This is a genomic window from Pseudomonas sp. EGD-AK9 (assembly GCF_000465935.2).
Classification (GTDB): Bacteria; Pseudomonadota; Gammaproteobacteria; order Pseudomonadales; family Pseudomonadaceae; genus Aquipseudomonas.
Window position 1 is genome coordinate 1 of record NZ_AVOF01000995.1, and the last position, 13,283, is coordinate 13,283.

Annotated in this window: 16 protein-coding genes and 1 pseudogene; 10 read left to right on the forward strand and 7 right to left on the reverse strand. The window is 67.8% G+C overall.

Annotated features, from left to right (window positions below; genetic code table 11):
- Nucleotides 1-526: MFS transporter (locus N878_RS26170; protein ID WP_021446423.1), on the reverse strand; the 526-nt coding region annotated here is incomplete at its 3' end.
- 204 nt (nt 527-730) lie between these two features.
- Here N878_RS26170 and N878_RS26175 point away from each other — a divergent pair.
- Genes N878_RS26175 through N878_RS26195 form a run of 5 tightly spaced genes read left to right on the forward strand, consistent with a single transcriptional unit; the run spans nt 731 to nt 4,790 of the window.
- A complete protein-coding gene (locus N878_RS26175) occupies nt 731-898 on the forward strand; it encodes a periplasmic nitrate reductase, NapE protein (protein ID WP_021446424.1) in 168 nt (55 codons plus the stop codon).
- 27 nt (nt 899-925) lie between these two features.
- Nucleotides 926-1,186, forward strand: coding sequence for a chaperone NapD (locus N878_RS26180; protein ID WP_021446425.1), 261 nt, complete (start codon nt 926-928; stop codon nt 1,184-1,186).
- The gene (gene napA / locus N878_RS26185) at nt 1,183-3,687 is read left to right on the forward strand and encodes a nitrate reductase catalytic subunit NapA (protein ID WP_021446426.1); all 2,505 of its coding nucleotides are present in this window, start codon (nt 1,183-1,185) and stop codon (nt 3,685-3,687) included. The genes N878_RS26180 and napA overlap by 4 nt, the downstream gene beginning before the upstream one ends.
- A gap of 11 nt (nt 3,688-3,698) precedes the next feature.
- Nucleotides 3,699-4,184 carry a nitrate reductase cytochrome c-type subunit gene (locus N878_RS26190; RefSeq protein WP_021446427.1) on the forward strand — a complete coding sequence of 162 codons (486 nt, stop codon included), beginning with the start codon at nt 3,699-3,701 and terminating at the stop codon, nt 4,182-4,184.
- A gap of 9 nt (nt 4,185-4,193) precedes the next feature.
- Nucleotides 4,194-4,790, forward strand: coding sequence for a cytochrome c3 family protein (locus tag N878_RS26195; protein WP_021446428.1), 597 nt, complete (start codon nt 4,194-4,196; stop codon nt 4,788-4,790).
- 322 nt (nt 4,791-5,112) lie between these two features.
- Here the strand turns inward: N878_RS26195 and N878_RS26200 are convergent, their stop codons facing one another.
- Nucleotides 5,113-5,571: a TlpA disulfide reductase family protein gene (locus N878_RS26200; RefSeq protein ID WP_021446429.1), complete on the reverse strand. Its 459-nt coding sequence runs from the start codon at nt 5,569-5,571 to the stop codon at nt 5,113-5,115.
- Nucleotides 5,572-5,619: 48 nt separating this feature from the next.
- Here N878_RS26200 and N878_RS26205 point away from each other — a divergent pair, with 48 nt between their 5' ends.
- Nucleotides 5,620-7,026 carry a PilZ domain-containing protein gene (locus N878_RS26205; RefSeq protein WP_021446430.1) on the forward strand — a complete coding sequence of 469 codons (1,407 nt, stop codon included), beginning with the start codon at nt 5,620-5,622 and terminating at the stop codon, nt 7,024-7,026.
- A gap of 274 nt (nt 7,027-7,300) precedes the next feature.
- On the forward strand, nt 7,301-7,693 hold the full coding sequence (locus tag N878_RS26210; RefSeq protein WP_021446431.1) for a hypothetical protein: 393 nt from the start codon (nt 7,301-7,303) through the stop codon (nt 7,691-7,693).
- Nucleotides 7,694-7,744: 51 nt separating this feature from the next.
- Here the strand turns inward: N878_RS26210 and N878_RS26215 are convergent, their stop codons facing one another.
- Both N878_RS26215 and N878_RS26220 read right to left on the reverse strand, forming a co-directional pair.
- Nucleotides 7,745-7,942: a hypothetical protein gene (locus N878_RS26215; RefSeq protein WP_021446432.1), complete on the reverse strand. Its 198-nt coding sequence runs from the start codon at nt 7,940-7,942 to the stop codon at nt 7,745-7,747.
- 306 nt (nt 7,943-8,248) lie between these two features.
- A pseudogene (locus tag N878_RS26220) lies at nt 8,249-9,464 on the reverse strand (virulence factor BrkB family protein).
- 74 nt (nt 9,465-9,538) lie between these two features.
- Here N878_RS26220 and arsC point away from each other — a divergent pair.
- Genes arsC through N878_RS26235 form a run of 3 tightly spaced genes read left to right on the forward strand, consistent with a single transcriptional unit; the run spans nt 9,539 to nt 10,894 of the window.
- Nucleotides 9,539-9,892 (forward strand): arsenate reductase (glutaredoxin), encoded by a 354-nt coding sequence (arsC, locus tag N878_RS26225; RefSeq protein WP_021446434.1) that lies wholly within the window; start codon nt 9,539-9,541, stop codon nt 9,890-9,892.
- Complete coding sequence (gene wrbA / locus N878_RS26230) at nt 9,889-10,485, forward strand: NAD(P)H:quinone oxidoreductase (protein ID WP_021446435.1); 597 nt, start codon at nt 9,889-9,891, stop codon at nt 10,483-10,485. Before arsC ends, wrbA begins: the two co-directional genes overlap by 4 nt.
- Nucleotide 10,486: 1 nt before the next feature.
- Nucleotides 10,487-10,894: a DUF2069 domain-containing protein gene (locus N878_RS26235; RefSeq protein ID WP_021446436.1), complete on the forward strand. Its 408-nt coding sequence runs from the start codon at nt 10,487-10,489 to the stop codon at nt 10,892-10,894.
- 78 nt (nt 10,895-10,972) lie between these two features.
- Here N878_RS26235 and hda read toward each other — a convergent pair whose 3' ends face one another.
- The 3 genes from hda to N878_RS26250 all read right to left on the reverse strand — a co-directional run.
- On the reverse strand, nt 10,973-11,677 hold the full coding sequence (gene hda, locus N878_RS26240) for a DnaA regulatory inactivator Hda (RefSeq protein WP_031304327.1): 705 nt from the start codon (nt 11,675-11,677) through the stop codon (nt 10,973-10,975).
- Nucleotides 11,674-12,765: an AI-2E family transporter gene (locus N878_RS26245; protein WP_021446438.1), complete on the reverse strand. Its 1,092-nt coding sequence runs from the start codon at nt 12,763-12,765 to the stop codon at nt 11,674-11,676. The genes hda and N878_RS26245 overlap by 4 nt, the downstream gene beginning before the upstream one ends.
- Nucleotides 12,766-12,847: 82 nt before the next feature.
- Nucleotides 12,848-13,283, reverse strand: a 436-nt coding sequence (locus N878_RS26250; protein WP_021446439.1) for a DUF2066 domain-containing protein, incomplete at its 5' end; no start/stop codon positions are given.

The window sequence follows — 13,283 nt, forward strand, 5'->3', positions numbered from 1 at the left end:
CGATGCCGCCGAGCGCCCAGGGCCAGCCGCCGAGGTCGCTGAGCAGGCCGGCCAGCAGACGCCCGAGCAGCCCGCCCAGGGCGGTGCCGCCGATATACAGGCCCATGGCCGCGGGCAGCGCGTCCGGGTCGAATTCCTCGCCGACGTAAGCCATCGCCAGTGCCGGCAGGCCGCTCAGGGCCAGGCCGAGCAAGGCGCGCAGCCACAGCAGGTGGTTCCAGCTCTCCACCAGCGCGCAGGCGATGCCGAGCAACGCGGCCAGGCCCAGGGCGCCGGCCATCACCGGTTTGCGCCCCCAGCTCTCGGCCAGCGCGCCGGACACCAGCAGGCACAGCGCCAGGCTCAGGGTGGTCAGCGACAGCGCCAGGCTGCTGCTGGCCGCCGACACGCGAAAATGCGCCGCCAGCAGCGGCAGCAGGGGCTGCACGCAATAGAGCAGGGCGAAGGTGGCGAAACCGGCACAGAACAGCGCCAGGGTGGCACGCCGGTAGGCGGCGGTGCCGCGAGCGAGATGGGTAGCGGACATGGAACGACTCACGAAACAGGGCGCCGGAACGGCCGGTAAAAAAGCTTAGCACGCTACCTATCAACCTGGCTGCGCCGCACTGGCACAAGCGCTGCGCGCCGCGCGGGCGGACGCAAACCATTTGCCTTGATCCAGCTCAACGGCTTTTGCCCGTACTGCTTATAGGGTCTAGCCTAAAAGCGACGCGAGAACGGAGTCGATCGCATGCGCAAACCCGCTGCCGAAGCCACCCCGAAGGGCAAGGAAACCCGCCTGTTCCTGTTCCTGGTCGTCTGCCTCTTTCCCCTGCTGTCCATCGCCCTGGTCGGTGGTTACGGCTTCTTCATCTGGTTCATGCAGATGCTGCTGGGGCCACCCGGCCCGCCCAGCTGATCCCGACTACCCCTGGAGCCACGGAACATGGCCGAAGCCCTGCACATCGCCAGCCTGCTGGTACAGGTCCGCCCCGAACTGTTCGAGGCGGTGAAGGCCAACCTGCGCCGCCTCGATGGCTTCGAACTGCACCAGGAAAGCCCGCTGGGCAAGCTGGTGGTGGTGCTGGAGGCCGAGCACGAGCGGCAGATTCTCGAACGCATCGAGCAGATCAACGCCCTGCCCGGCGTGCTCAACGCCGCCCTGGTCTATCACGAACTCCTCGCCGCCGAAGGAGATACCGAATGAAGCTCACCCGCCGTCAATTCGCCAAGGCCAATGCCGCCGCCATCGCCGCGGCCGCCGCCGGCCTGCCGCTCGCCAGCACGGCGAGCAACCTGGTCACCGAGGCGGACATGACCCGCCTGGACTGGAACAAGGCGCCCTGCCGCTTCTGCGGCACCGGCTGCAGCGTGATGGTGGCGACCAAGGACAACCGCGTGGTGGCCACCCACGGCGACGTCAAGGCCGAGGTCAACCGCGGCCTGAACTGCGTCAAGGGCTACTTCCTGTCGAAGATCATGTACGGCGTCGACCGCCTGACCCAGCCGCTGCTGCGCATGCAGGACGGCACCTACCACAAGCAGGGCGAATTCCAGCCGGTGAGCTGGGAGCAGGCCTTCGACATCCTGGCGCAGAAGACCAAGCAGGCGATCGCCGAGCACGGCCCCGAGGCGGTCGGCATGTTCGGCTCCGGGCAATGGACGGTGTGGGAAGGCTACGCCGCCAACAAGCTGATGAAGGCTGGCCTGCGCAGCAACAACATCGACCCCAACGCGCGCCACTGCATGGCCTCGGCGGTGATGGGCTTCATGCGCACCTTCGGCATGGACGAGCCGATGGGCTGCTACGACGATATCGAGGCAGCCGACGCCTTCGTCCTGTGGGGCTCGAATATGGCCGAGATGCACCCGATCCTGTGGAGCCGGGTCACCGACCGCCGCCTGAGCCATCCGCATGTGCAGGTGGCGGTGCTGTCGACCTTCGAACACCGCAGCTTCGACCTGGCCGACATCCCCATGGTGTTCAGCCCGCAGAGCGACCTGCTAATCCTCAACTACATCGCCAATCACATCATCGAAAGCGGCGCGGTGAACCAGAACTTCGTCGCCCGGCACACCAGGTTCGCCAAGGGCACCGACGATATCGGCTACGGCCTGCGCGCCGACCATCCGCTGGAGCAGCAGGCCAAGAACGCGGCCAAGGCCAACACCTGGAGCGACATGTCGTTCGAGGCCTTCGCCGCCTTCGTCAAGCCCTACACCCTGGAGCGCACCGCCAAGGAGAGTGGCGTGCCGGCCGAGCGGCTCAAGGCCCTGGCCGAGCTGTACGCCGACCCCAAGCGCAAGGTCATGTCGTTCTGGACCATGGGCTTCAACCAGCACACCCGCGGGGTGTGGGCCAACAACCTGATCTACAACCTGCACCTGCTCACCGGCAAGATCAGCGAGCCAGGCAACAGCCCCTTCTCGCTCACCGGCCAGCCCTCGGCCTGCGGCACCGCGCGCGAGGTTGGCACCTTCGCCCACCGCCTGCCGGCCGACCTGCTGGTGAGCAACCCCAAGCACCGCGAAACCGCCGAGAAGATCTGGAAGCTGCCGCCGGGCACCATCCAGGAGAAGGTCGGCTTCCACGCCGTCGAGCAGAGCCGCAAGCTCAAGGACGGCGTGCTCAAGGTCTACTGGACCCAGGCCAGCAACAACATGCAGGCCGGGCCGAACATCATGCAGGAGGTGCTGCCGGGCTGGCGCAACCCGCAGGCCTTCGTCGTAGTCTCCGACGTCTACCCCACCGTCTCGGCCCAGGCCGCCGACCTGATCCTGCCCAGCGCCATGTGGGTGGAGAAGGAAGGCGCCTACGGCAACGCCGAGCGCCGCACGCAGTTCTGGCACCAGCTGGTCAAGGCGCCAGGCGAGGCCAGATCCGATCTCTGGCAGCTGGTGGAATTCTCCAAGCGCCTGACCACCGACGAGGTCTGGCCCGCCGAGCTGCTGGCCAAGGCGCCGGCCTACCAAGGCAAGACCCTGTACCAGGTGCTGTTCGCCAACGGCCAGGTCGACCAGTTCCCGCGCGAGCAGATTGAGGCCGGCTACGCCAACGACGAGGCCGAGGCCTTCGGCTTCTACCTGCAGAAGGGCCTGTTCGAGGAATACGCCCAGTTCGGCCGCGGCCACGCCCACGACCTGGCGCCGTTCGACGCCTATCACGCCGAGCGCGGCCTGCGCTGGCCGGTGGTGGACGGCGCGGAAACCCGCTGGCGCTACCGCGAGGGCCTCGATCCCTATGTCGAGAAAGGCAGCGGCGTGCAGTTCTACGGTCACCCGGACAAGCGCGCGATCATCTTCGCCCTGCCCTACGAGCCGCCGGCCGAGGCGCCAGACAGCGACTACCCGTTCTGGCTCAGCACCGGCCGGGTGCTGGAGCACTGGCACACCGGCAGCATGACCCAGCGCGTCGAGGAACTGCACGGCGCGGTGCCCGACGCCCTGGTCTACATGCACCCGGACGACGCCAAGACCCTCGGCGCGCGGCGCGGCAGCGAGGTCAAGCTGGTCAGCCGGCGCGGCGAGATACGCGCCCGGGTGGAAACCCGCGGGTGCAACAAACCGCCGCGCGGCCTGGTGTTCGTGCCCTTCTTCGACGCCAACAAGCTGATCAACAAGGTCACCCTGGACGCCACCGACCCGATCTCCAAGCAGACCGACTACAAGAAGTGTGCGGTGAAGATCGAACTGGTCAGCCTGGCCTGAGGAGCATCGCCATGAGCCTGCGTCATCTGCCCCTGCTACTGCTCGCCGCCTTCGGCCTGGCCGTCGCGGCCGAGCTCGACTACCCCCTCGACGCCCCGGCGCCGGACGGCCGCCGTCCCGGCGGCACCCTCAGCCAGACGCTACCGGCACCGGTGATCGCCAACGAGGAAAACAAGGACCTCAAGCGCGAGCGCAACTACCCCGAACAGCCGCCGACCATCCCCCACAGCATCCGCGGCTACCAGGTCGACGCCAACGGCAACAAGTGCCTGGCCTGCCACAGCCGCGCCAACAGCGCGCGCAGCCAGGCGCCGATGATCAGCATCACCCACTACATGGATCGCGACGGCCAGGCACTGGCGGCGGTGTCGCCGCGGCGCTACTTCTGCAACCAGTGCCATGTGCCGCAGAAGGAAGTGCAGCCGCTGGTGGGCAACAGCTTCCAGAACATCGACCAGTTGCTGCAGGGTGAAGCGGCCGGCGCGGCGCAGCCCTGAGGAGAATTCATGAAGTCATTACTGGCCCTGCTCAAGGACTACTGGGGCATCCTGCGTCGCCCGAGCGTGCACTACAGCCTGGGTTTTCTCACCCTCGGCGGCTTTATCGCCGGGATCATCTTCTGGGGCGGCTTCAACACCGCGCTGGAGGCGACCAACACCGAGCAGTTCTGCATTTCCTGTCACGAGATGCGCGACAACGTCTACGTCGAGCTGCAGGACACCATCCACTACAGCAACCGTTCCGGGGTGCGCGCCACCTGCCCGGACTGCCACGTGCCGCACCAGTGGACGGACAAGATCGCGCGCAAGATGCAGGCGTCGAAGGAGGTCTGGGGCAAGATCTTCGGCACCATCAACACCCGCGACAAGTTCCTCGCCATGCGCCGCGAGCTGGCCGAGCACGAATGGGCGCGGCTCAAGGCCAACGACTCGCTGGAGTGCCGCAACTGCCACAACTTCGACTACATGGACTTCACCAAGCAGAGCCCGCGCGCCCGGCAGATGCACTCCAGCGCCCTGGCCGACGGCTCCGCCACCTGCATCGACTGCCACAAGGGCATCGCCCACCAGCTGCCGGACATGAGCGGGGTGCCGGGTTGGTGAGCGGGCGCAATATTTCGATTAGGTTGGGTTGAGGCGCGTAGCGCCTAAGCCCGACGAATCAAGGAGCGTCGCGCGGAGCACTGCGTGTTCCCCATTGGGCTTCGCAGCGCTCAGCGCCAACCTACCGACGAGCCGGCCACTGCCTGGGAGTTGCGGGGCCGCGCGCACCGCGCACCGAGCCGTAGGTTGGGTTGAGGCGCGCAGCGCCGAAGCCCAACGAGTCAAAGAGCGTCGTGCGGAGCACTGCGTGCTCCCTGTTGGGCTTCGCTGCGCTCAGCGCCAACCTACGACCAGCGCCCAAGTTGCTTGGGGCAACGCGCCCTTATTCGCCGCGCAAGCGCTCGAGATGCGCCAGCAGGCCGGCAGCGGTCTGCTCGCCGACCAGGCGCTCGCGCAGCTTGCCGTCGGCGTCGACTATATAGGTCACCGGCAGCACGTCGTTGCGCGGCAACTGGAAGCGCGGCGCCGGGTCGACGGTGAGCACGGTGAAGGCGATGCCGAAGGCCTCGGAGACGCGCTTGAGATCCTCGCCCGCAAGGCCATCGAAGTTGACCCCGAGCACCCGCGCCGAGCGCCCCTCGAGCTGTTTGGCCAGGGCGTTGAGTTCGGGAATCTCGGTGCGGCAGGGGGCGCACCACTCGGCCCAATAATTAATGACTAGCCACTGGCCATCGAGACTGTCAGCCGGTACCTTTCGTCCATGCTGGTCGAGGCCGAAGTCCTCGGCGCAGCCAGCCAGCAGCAGACCGGCGCAGATACCTGAAACAGCCTTGCAGACCATCCGGAGCCGTAAGCCCATGTATTCGATCCTCGTCCACCCGGGGTTGATATGACGCTGGATGCCCTGCGCCTGGAAGTACCCGACATCCAAGAAGACGGCGCCGCCGCGCCGGCAGAAATCGCCGAACAGCTCGCCGCTGCCCGCCACCTGGAGCCCGAACACGGCCTGCAACAGGTGCTCGGCCTGCTGTTCACGCTCAACCGCAGCGGCCTGACCTTACTGGAAAGGCAGCGCGCGCTGCAAAATTTCAGCGACGAATACCGCCACTACGCCGCCCTGCTAGGCCGCGGCTACGCGCCGAGCACACTGTTCGTGCGCCTGTGCGGCGAGCTGGCGATCGGCTTCAAGCGCCTGCTGCTGCAGATCCTCCAGGGGCGCCAGCCATCGCGCCCGCACCTGGCCTGGTGCCTGTACATGGCCCAGCACTTCCTCGCCCAGCAGTTGCTGCGCCACTTCCAGCTGTACCGGGAGCCGCCGACGGCGCTGTGGCGCGACAGCCATCTGTTGTACTGGATCGGCGAACACCAGCAGTGCCTGGACGAACCGGTCGCCGCCGCCTTCCAGCCCAGGCCGGCCAACACCCTGCGCGGCCTGTACCAGCAGATGCTGCTGCTGGCCCTGAGCAACCCCTTCCACCTGGCCGAAGGCGAGTGCGCCACCCTGTTCGCCGCCCTCGCCCCCCTGGCCGGCCTGGCACGCCTGCTGTCCTGGGACGAGGAGGACGAGGCCGAGGGCCCGATAGTCGATCTCAGCGAGTCGCAGGCCTGCCTGGCGTTCGAGCAGCGCATCGAGGGCGACAAGGCCTACCTGCGCCGCTTCGAGCTGGGCGCCCTGCTGATCGCCCTGCACGAGCCGGCACCGCTGCAGAGCCAGGCCGAGCGCCAGTTGCTCGAACAGGTGCGCCAGCACTGGCTGGGGCGCCAGCAACGCCGCCACGAACGCGCCGAGCTCGACGGCCAGTGCAGCCTGGTGATCGGCCTGCCGGCCATCCACGCCCAGTTGCTGGACAAGCTGCCGCAGCGCACCGAAGCCCATATCCTCGACGCCAGTCCCGGCGGCGCGCGTCTGCTGTGCAATGCCGACGAGGGCGGTCAGCTGCAGGTCGGCCAACTGGTGCTGCTGCTCACCAACGGCACCCCGACCCTGGCCCTGGTGCGCTGGCGCCACCTCAACAGCGAGGGTCTGCACCTGGGCCTGCGCTATCTCAAGGGCCTGCCGCGCCCGGTCTGGCTGCGCCGCGCGCCCAATGCCCAGACCCACCCCGGCGTGCTGCAGAGCACCCCGGCGCCGGGCAACGGCTGGCACCACGGGGTGTGGCTGCCCAACGGCCAGTTCGCCGCCGGCGAGCACCTCTGGCTGCAACTGGCCAGCGTGCACAACCAGGCGATCCTGCCGCTGCCGGCAAGCAACATGGAGACGCCCTCGGTCAGCCGTCATCCCTTGAAACTGGCCTGAAAACCAGCGCAAAGCCTGCTGCGTTAAAAACAGGCTCGGACTGCTTACTCGTAAAGTCGAGCGCGACTCCGACCGGTTCTCGCATGTTCTTGCGGGGCCGCCATCGGTATTGCATGCCTCTGGCTCGCGAGCCTCTGAGCAGGTTCCGATACGCGAAACTGCGAGGCCAGTCACGCCGCCTGTCTGCAGAGTGCACAGTTTCGGCCGTGGCGGCCTGCTTATAATTCCTGGCACTGGTGTTTCATTTAATTCGCTATCAGCCTGGAATCCCGTCATGTCCCAAGCACAAGACAAGCTGATCGGCTCCGTGCCCTCGCGCATCGTCGACGTCGCCCGCCTGCTGGTCACGCCCTACGAGGGCCGGGTGGCCGAATACAATGTCGCGGCCTGGCTGCAACTGCCGGGCCTGGCCAACCTGCCGGTGTCGCTGCTGGTCAGCTACCGCGACGGCGACAAGCGCCGCGAGGTCAACGTCGACCACGGCAAGGTCAGCGCCCAGGGCAAGATCCTGCTGTCGGGCATCGCCCGCATGCCGGTCAAGCAGAAGATCGAGGACATGCAGGTACGCCTGCGCTCGGCGGTGCCGGCACAGAGCCTGGTGGTCGAGGAGTTCTTCGTCCAGGCCGTGGAACTGGCCAGCAGCGAGAGCCGCCAGGCCATGGCTTGAGCGCCTGGCGAATGGCTGCCGAACCCCGCGCTCAGTCGCGGGGTTTTCGTTTCAACCGGAGGAAACCCCGGGGCTGGCCGGTAACGGCGGCGACGCCTCGGCCGGTGGCTGCGCATCCTGCTCGGCATGCGCCAGCAGCGACTCCGGCCAGCGCGCGAAGTGCAGCCCGGTGATGCGGTTGAGCCGCGTCAGCGCCCCCTGCGGGTCACGCCGATGCAGATGGATTACCTTGTCTTTGCGACCAGTCATTACTGCCAATACCCTTAGCGACCCCTGCCCTGCTGGCAGTTCGATAGCAACTGATACTGCTGAAGCCAGAAGCGTGCCAGCCCATCCGTAGCCCCATCGCCTGGCGTCCAGGCCATCGCCATGACAGCGCTGCGGAAGACGGACGCCGCAAACTGACATTTTTTGTCACCCGCTATCCCTGGCGGTGCCCCTTCGGGCCGTCGCTGCGCGACGTCAAGAATTTCTCCCAGAAATTCTTTGTGTTCGGCACACCCATGTGCCTCACCCCTGCGGGGCTTGCGCGCAAAAATGCTCCCGGCATTTTTGTCACCCCGGCCCTGCCAGCCAGTCAGCCAGGCTGGCGCCGAACAGCTCGGCGCGCTCGGCCTGCAATCGCTCCAGCGCCTGACGCAGCGCCGGGAACCAGGGCTCGTCGAGCTGCGCCGGCAACTGCGCCAGGCGCGGCAACGGCCAGGGGCTGCGCTCCAGCAGCTGCTGCAGGCTGAAGCGATGCAGGTCGCGGCACAGCACCCCAACCGCCGCTGGCGCGACAGGCCAGTTGCTCGCGCTCGAGAAAATCCAGCACCTCGCCCCATTCGTCTTCCGGCAAGCTCCAGCCGGCGCGTTGCATATCCGCATGGCGCAGCGCCTCGCCGCGTTGCTGGCGCTGCAGCAGCAGGCGCAGCACGCCCAGCAGCACCAGCGTGCGCGGCAACGGCTGACGCCGCCAGTGGCGCGGCTGCGACAGCCCGTAGACCAGCTCGGCGCCGAGCAGCACGATCAACCAGGACAGGTAGATCCACAGCAGAAACAGCGGCACCGTGGCGAAGGCGCCGTAAATCAGCTGGTAGCCGTGGAACAGGCTGACATAGAGGCCGAACAGCGACTTGGCCAGCTCGAACAGCAGCGCGCTGAACAATCCGCCGAGCAGGGCATGGCGCAGCGGCACGCGGGTGTTGGGCACCGCCGCATAGAGCAGGGTGAAGGCCGCCACGCTGGACAGCAGCGGCATGAAGCCGAGCAGCGTCTTGGCGCCGAGCAGCGCATCCGGCCCGGAGATCAGCGACAGCGAGGTGATGTAGGTGCTGACGGCGAACCCGGCGCCGAGCAGCAGCGGGCCCAGGCTGAGAATCGCCCAGTACAGCAGGAAGCTGGACATGCCGCGGCGCGGCTGGCGCACCCGCCAGATGTGGTTGAAGGTCTTCTCGATGGTCACCAGCATGAGGAAGGCGGTCACCGCCAGCAGCCCCACGCCGAGCCAGGTCAACTGCCGCGCCTGCACGGTGAACTCGCGCAGGTACTGCTGCACCGTCTCGCCGGTGGAGGGCACGAAGTTGCGGAAGATAAAGCCCTGGATATCCTCGCCGACGTTCTGAAAGGCCGGAACGGCCGAGAGCATGGCGAAGGTCACGGTCATCATCGGCACCACCGCGAACAGCGTGGTGTAGGTCAACGCCGCGGCGCTGCCGGCACCGCGATTCTGGACGAAACGCCGAGACAGGGTCAGCCAGAACTCCAGCCAATCCTTCACGCGATGGTGCATGCCCTCTCCTTAGCTAACCACAGCCAACCGACCCGGTTAGAATAGCCGCCACTTCAAGCCGGATGCGACCCACCATGACCGACCTGACCCTCTATCACAACCCGCGCTGCTCGAAATCCCGCGGCGCCCTGGAGCTGCTCGAAGCCCGCGGCCTGCAGCCGACCGTGGTGCGCTACCTGGAAACCCCGCCCAGTGCGGAGCAGCTCAAGAGCCTGCTGGGCAAGCTGGGCATCTCCGCGCGCGAGCTGCTGCGCAGCGGCGAGGACGAATACAAGACCCTGGGTCTGGCCGATGCCAGCCTCAGCGAGGCACAGCTGATCGAGGCCATGGTGCGCCATCCGAAACTGATCGAGCGGCCGATCCTGGTGGCCGGCGACAAGGCGGTGATCGGCCGTCCGCCGGAGAAGGTGCTGGAGCTGCTGGCATGAGCGCGCCCTATATCCTGGTGCTCTACTACAGCCGCCACGGCGCTACCGCGCAGATGGCCCGGCAGATCGCCCGCGGCGTCGAGCTGGCCGGCCTGGAGGCACGCCTGCGCACGGTGCCGGCGGTGTCCAGCGAATGCGAGGCGGTGGCCCCAGCCATTCCCGACGAGGGCGCGCCCTATGCGACCCTGGACGACCTGAGGCACTGCGCCGGCCTGGCCCTGGGCAGCCCGACCCGTTTCGGCAACATGGCCGCACCGCTGAAATACTTCCTCGACGGCACCAGCAGCCTGTGGCTGACCGGCGAACTGGTGGGCAAGCCCGCCGGCGTATTCACCTCCACCGCCAGCCTGCACGGCGGCCAGGAAACCACCCTGCTGTCGATGCTGCTGCCGCTGCTGCACCACGGCATGCTGGTCTGCGGCCTGCCCTACAGCGAGTCGGCGCTGCTCGATACCCGCGGCGGCGGCACCCCCTACGGCCCCAGCCACCACGCCGGCGGCGACGGCAAGCGGCCGCTGGACGAACACGAGATCGCCCTGTGCCGCGCCCTCGGCCAACGCCTGGCGCAAACCGCCGGCAAACTGGAGAACTGACGTGGCCCGCGCGAAGAAACCGCTGCCCAGCCTCGACTGGCTGCAACCCCGGCTGAAGCTCAGCCGCGCCCTCAGCCTGCTGAGCTTTTTCGCCCTGCTGACGCTGCTGCTGGTGTGGAACCTGGCCTTCGCCGACCTGCACGGCGCCCGCATCGGCGTGGTCCTGGCGATCCAGCTGCTGCCGCTGGCGCTGCTCGCCCCCGGCCTGCTGCTGGGCAACGCCCGCACCCACGCCTGGGCCTGCTTCGTGGTCAATCTCTACTTCATCCAGGGCGTGCTGGCCGCCATCGACCCGGCCCGCGCAGTGTTCGGCGCCCTGGAAGCGGTGATCAGCCTCGGCCTGTTCTGCAGCGCCCTGCTCTACACCCGCTGGCGCTTCCAGTACGACCGGAAGCTGGCCGGGGAATAGGCGCAACTCGAGGCGTAGCCCGGATGCAATCCGGGAATGACGGGGCCCTGGCCGCGGAATGCATCCGGGCCAGGGCGTCTACCAGCCCAGGGTTTCCTTGAGGAAGGGAATGGTCAGCTTGCGCTGGGCCTGCAGCGAGGCCTGGTCGAGGCGTTCGAGCAGTTCGAACAGCGCGCTCATGCTGCGCTCGCCACGGGTGAGGATGAAGCGCCCGACCTCGTCGCTCAGCTGCAGGCCACGGCGCGAGGCGCGCAGTTGCAGGGCGCGCAGCTTGTCCTCGTCGGCCAGCTCGTGCAGCTGGAACACCAGCGCCAGGGTCAGCCGCGACTTCAGGTCCGGCAGTTGCACCGGCAGCTCGCGCGGCGACACGGTGCCGGCCAGCAGCAGGCGCCGGCCGCTGTCGCGCAGGCGGTTGAACAGGTGGAACAGGCCCTCCTCCCAGTCGCTGCGCCCGGCCACCGCGTCGAGATCGTCGAGGCAGACCAGCTCGCACAGTTCCAGGTTGTCGAGCAGCTCGGGCCCGTGCTGCACCACCTCGCCCAGCGGCAGGTAGACCACCGCCTCGCCGCGCTGCTCGAAGCGCAGGCAGGCGGCCTGCAGCAGATGGCTGCGGCCGACGCCCTCGGCGCCCCAGAGGTAGATCAGGCTTTCCGTCCAGCCGGCGTCGGCCTCGCACAGCCGCTCGACATAGCCCAGCGCCGCGGCATTGGCGCCGGGGTAGTAGTTGGCAAAGGTGGCGTCGTCACGCAAACGTACGCCGAGGGGAAGCTGGATTGGTTTCATGCCGGGCTCGGCGGTTCGTCGGAACCGCTGTTGGACTCTCCGTAAAGGCCGGAAAGTTTATACAAATCATGGGCATGGCGCAGCAGAACCATGATCACCGCCGCCACCGGCAGGGCCAGCAGCACGCCGGTGAAGCCGAACAGCTGGCCGCCGGCGAGGATGGCGAAGATCACCGCCACCGGATGCAGGCCGATGCGGTCGCCCACCAGCAGTGGGGTCAGCAGCATGCCTTCGAGCAACTGGCCGACCATGAACACGGCGGCGATACCCAGCAGCGGATAGGGCTCCAGGCCGAACTGGAACAGTGCCGCGGTGACCGCCGCACCGATGCCGACGATAAAGCCCATATAGGGCACGATGCTAGCCAGACCGGCCAGCACGCCGATCAGCAGGCCCAGTTCCAGACCCACCAGCATCAGTCCGGCGGCGTAGATGACGCTCAGCGCCAGCATTACCAGCAACTGACCGCGCAGGAAGGCGCCGAGCACCTCGTGGCACTCGCCCACCAGCCTGACCACCAGCGCCTCGCGCTGGCGCGGCAGCAGGCGGCGCAGGCGCTCGACCAGCAGGTCCCAGTCGCGCATCAGGTAGAAGCTCACCACCGGAATCAGCAGCAGGTTGCCCAGCCAGGCCAGCAGCGCCAGGCCCGAGGACGTGGCCTGGGCCAGCACCGTCTTGAGCACGTCGGTGGTCTTGCCCAGGTGCTCGGAGAAGGCCGCCTTGAGCTGGTCGAACTGCCAGAAGTCGTCGTTCAGGCCGAAATGTGCCTGCGTCCAGGGCAAGGCGGTGCCCTGCAGCCAGTCGAGTATTTCCGGCGCCAGCTGGTACAGCCGCGCCAGCTGGCGGCCGAGCATGGGCACCAGCACCAACAGCAGCACCAGCAGCGCCAGGCCGAACAGGGCGAACACCACCGTCACCCCGGCGGTGCGCGACAGGCGCTGCCGTTCGAGGCGATCGACCAGCGGATCGCCCAGGTAGGCCAGCAGGATGCCGATCAGAAAGGGCGAGAGAATCGGTTGCAGCAGGTACAGCAGCCAGGCGAGCAGGAACAGCCCAGCCATCCATAGCCAGCGGGTGGAATCGGTCATGCTCGCGTCCTCGATGCGAAACGGCGCCCGACCGGCGCCGCGGATGGGGCCCTGGCGCGGCACATGGCCAGGGCGCTGCAGTTTACCAGCGGAAACGCAGTTGGTTGCTGCGCGGCAGCACCTGCGGCGCCGCTGCTGTGCCGGCGTCGGCGCTGTCGACCGGTACAGCGGCGTCCTGCGGCTCGGCGACCTCCTGCAACTGGCCCAGGGCCAGTTGCGCACGCAGTTGTTCCGGGCTGGCGTTGACCTGGTAGGTCAGGCGCTGCCCGTCGATCGCCTGCAGGCGCGCGGCGAACGGCTCGAGCAGGCGCTCCAGGGCGGCGAAACGGCTCAGGTCGGCGCCTTCGATCACCAGGGTCAGGCTCTCGGCCGCGCCCGGCTTGACCAGAAAACGCGGGGCCAGGCGCTGGCTGACCGCCAGCAGCACGGCATCGGCCAGCGCTGCCGGATCGGCGGCCTCGGCCTTGCCCTGCTCGCGCTCGTCGCCCAGCCACAGGCGCCAGGTCGCCTGCCAGGTG

Coding starts and splice junctions, on each gene's coding strand:
- N878_RS26195 (WP_021446428.1), top strand. CDS start 4,194: ATGAAGTCATTACTGGCCCTGCTCAAGGACTACTGGGGCATCCTGCGT.
- N878_RS26190 (WP_021446427.1), top strand. CDS start 3,699: ATGAGCCTGCGTCATCTGCCCCTGCTACTGCTCGCCGCCTTCGGCCTG.
- N878_RS26205 (WP_021446430.1), top strand. CDS start 5,620: ATGACGCTGGATGCCCTGCGCCTGGAAGTACCCGACATCCAAGAAGAC.
- N878_RS26210 (WP_021446431.1), top strand. CDS start 7,301: ATGTCCCAAGCACAAGACAAGCTGATCGGCTCCGTGCCCTCGCGCATC.
- N878_RS26245 (WP_021446438.1), bottom strand. CDS start 12,765: ATGACCGATTCCACCCGCTGGCTATGGATGGCTGGGCTGTTCCTGCTC.
- hda (WP_031304327.1), bottom strand. CDS start 11,677: ATGAAACCAATCCAGCTTCCCCTCGGCGTACGTTTGCGTGACGACGCC.
- napA (WP_021446426.1), top strand. CDS start 1,183: ATGAAGCTCACCCGCCGTCAATTCGCCAAGGCCAATGCCGCCGCCATC.
- N878_RS26180 (WP_021446425.1), top strand. CDS start 926: ATGGCCGAAGCCCTGCACATCGCCAGCCTGCTGGTACAGGTCCGCCCC.
- N878_RS26200 (WP_021446429.1), bottom strand. CDS start 5,571: ATGGTCTGCAAGGCTGTTTCAGGTATCTGCGCCGGTCTGCTGCTGGCT.
- arsC (WP_021446434.1), top strand. CDS start 9,539: ATGACCGACCTGACCCTCTATCACAACCCGCGCTGCTCGAAATCCCGC.
- wrbA (WP_021446435.1), top strand. CDS start 9,889: ATGAGCGCGCCCTATATCCTGGTGCTCTACTACAGCCGCCACGGCGCT.
- N878_RS26175 (WP_021446424.1), top strand. CDS start 731: ATGCGCAAACCCGCTGCCGAAGCCACCCCGAAGGGCAAGGAAACCCGC.
- N878_RS26215 (WP_021446432.1), bottom strand. CDS start 7,942: ATGACTGGTCGCAAAGACAAGGTAATCCATCTGCATCGGCGTGACCCG.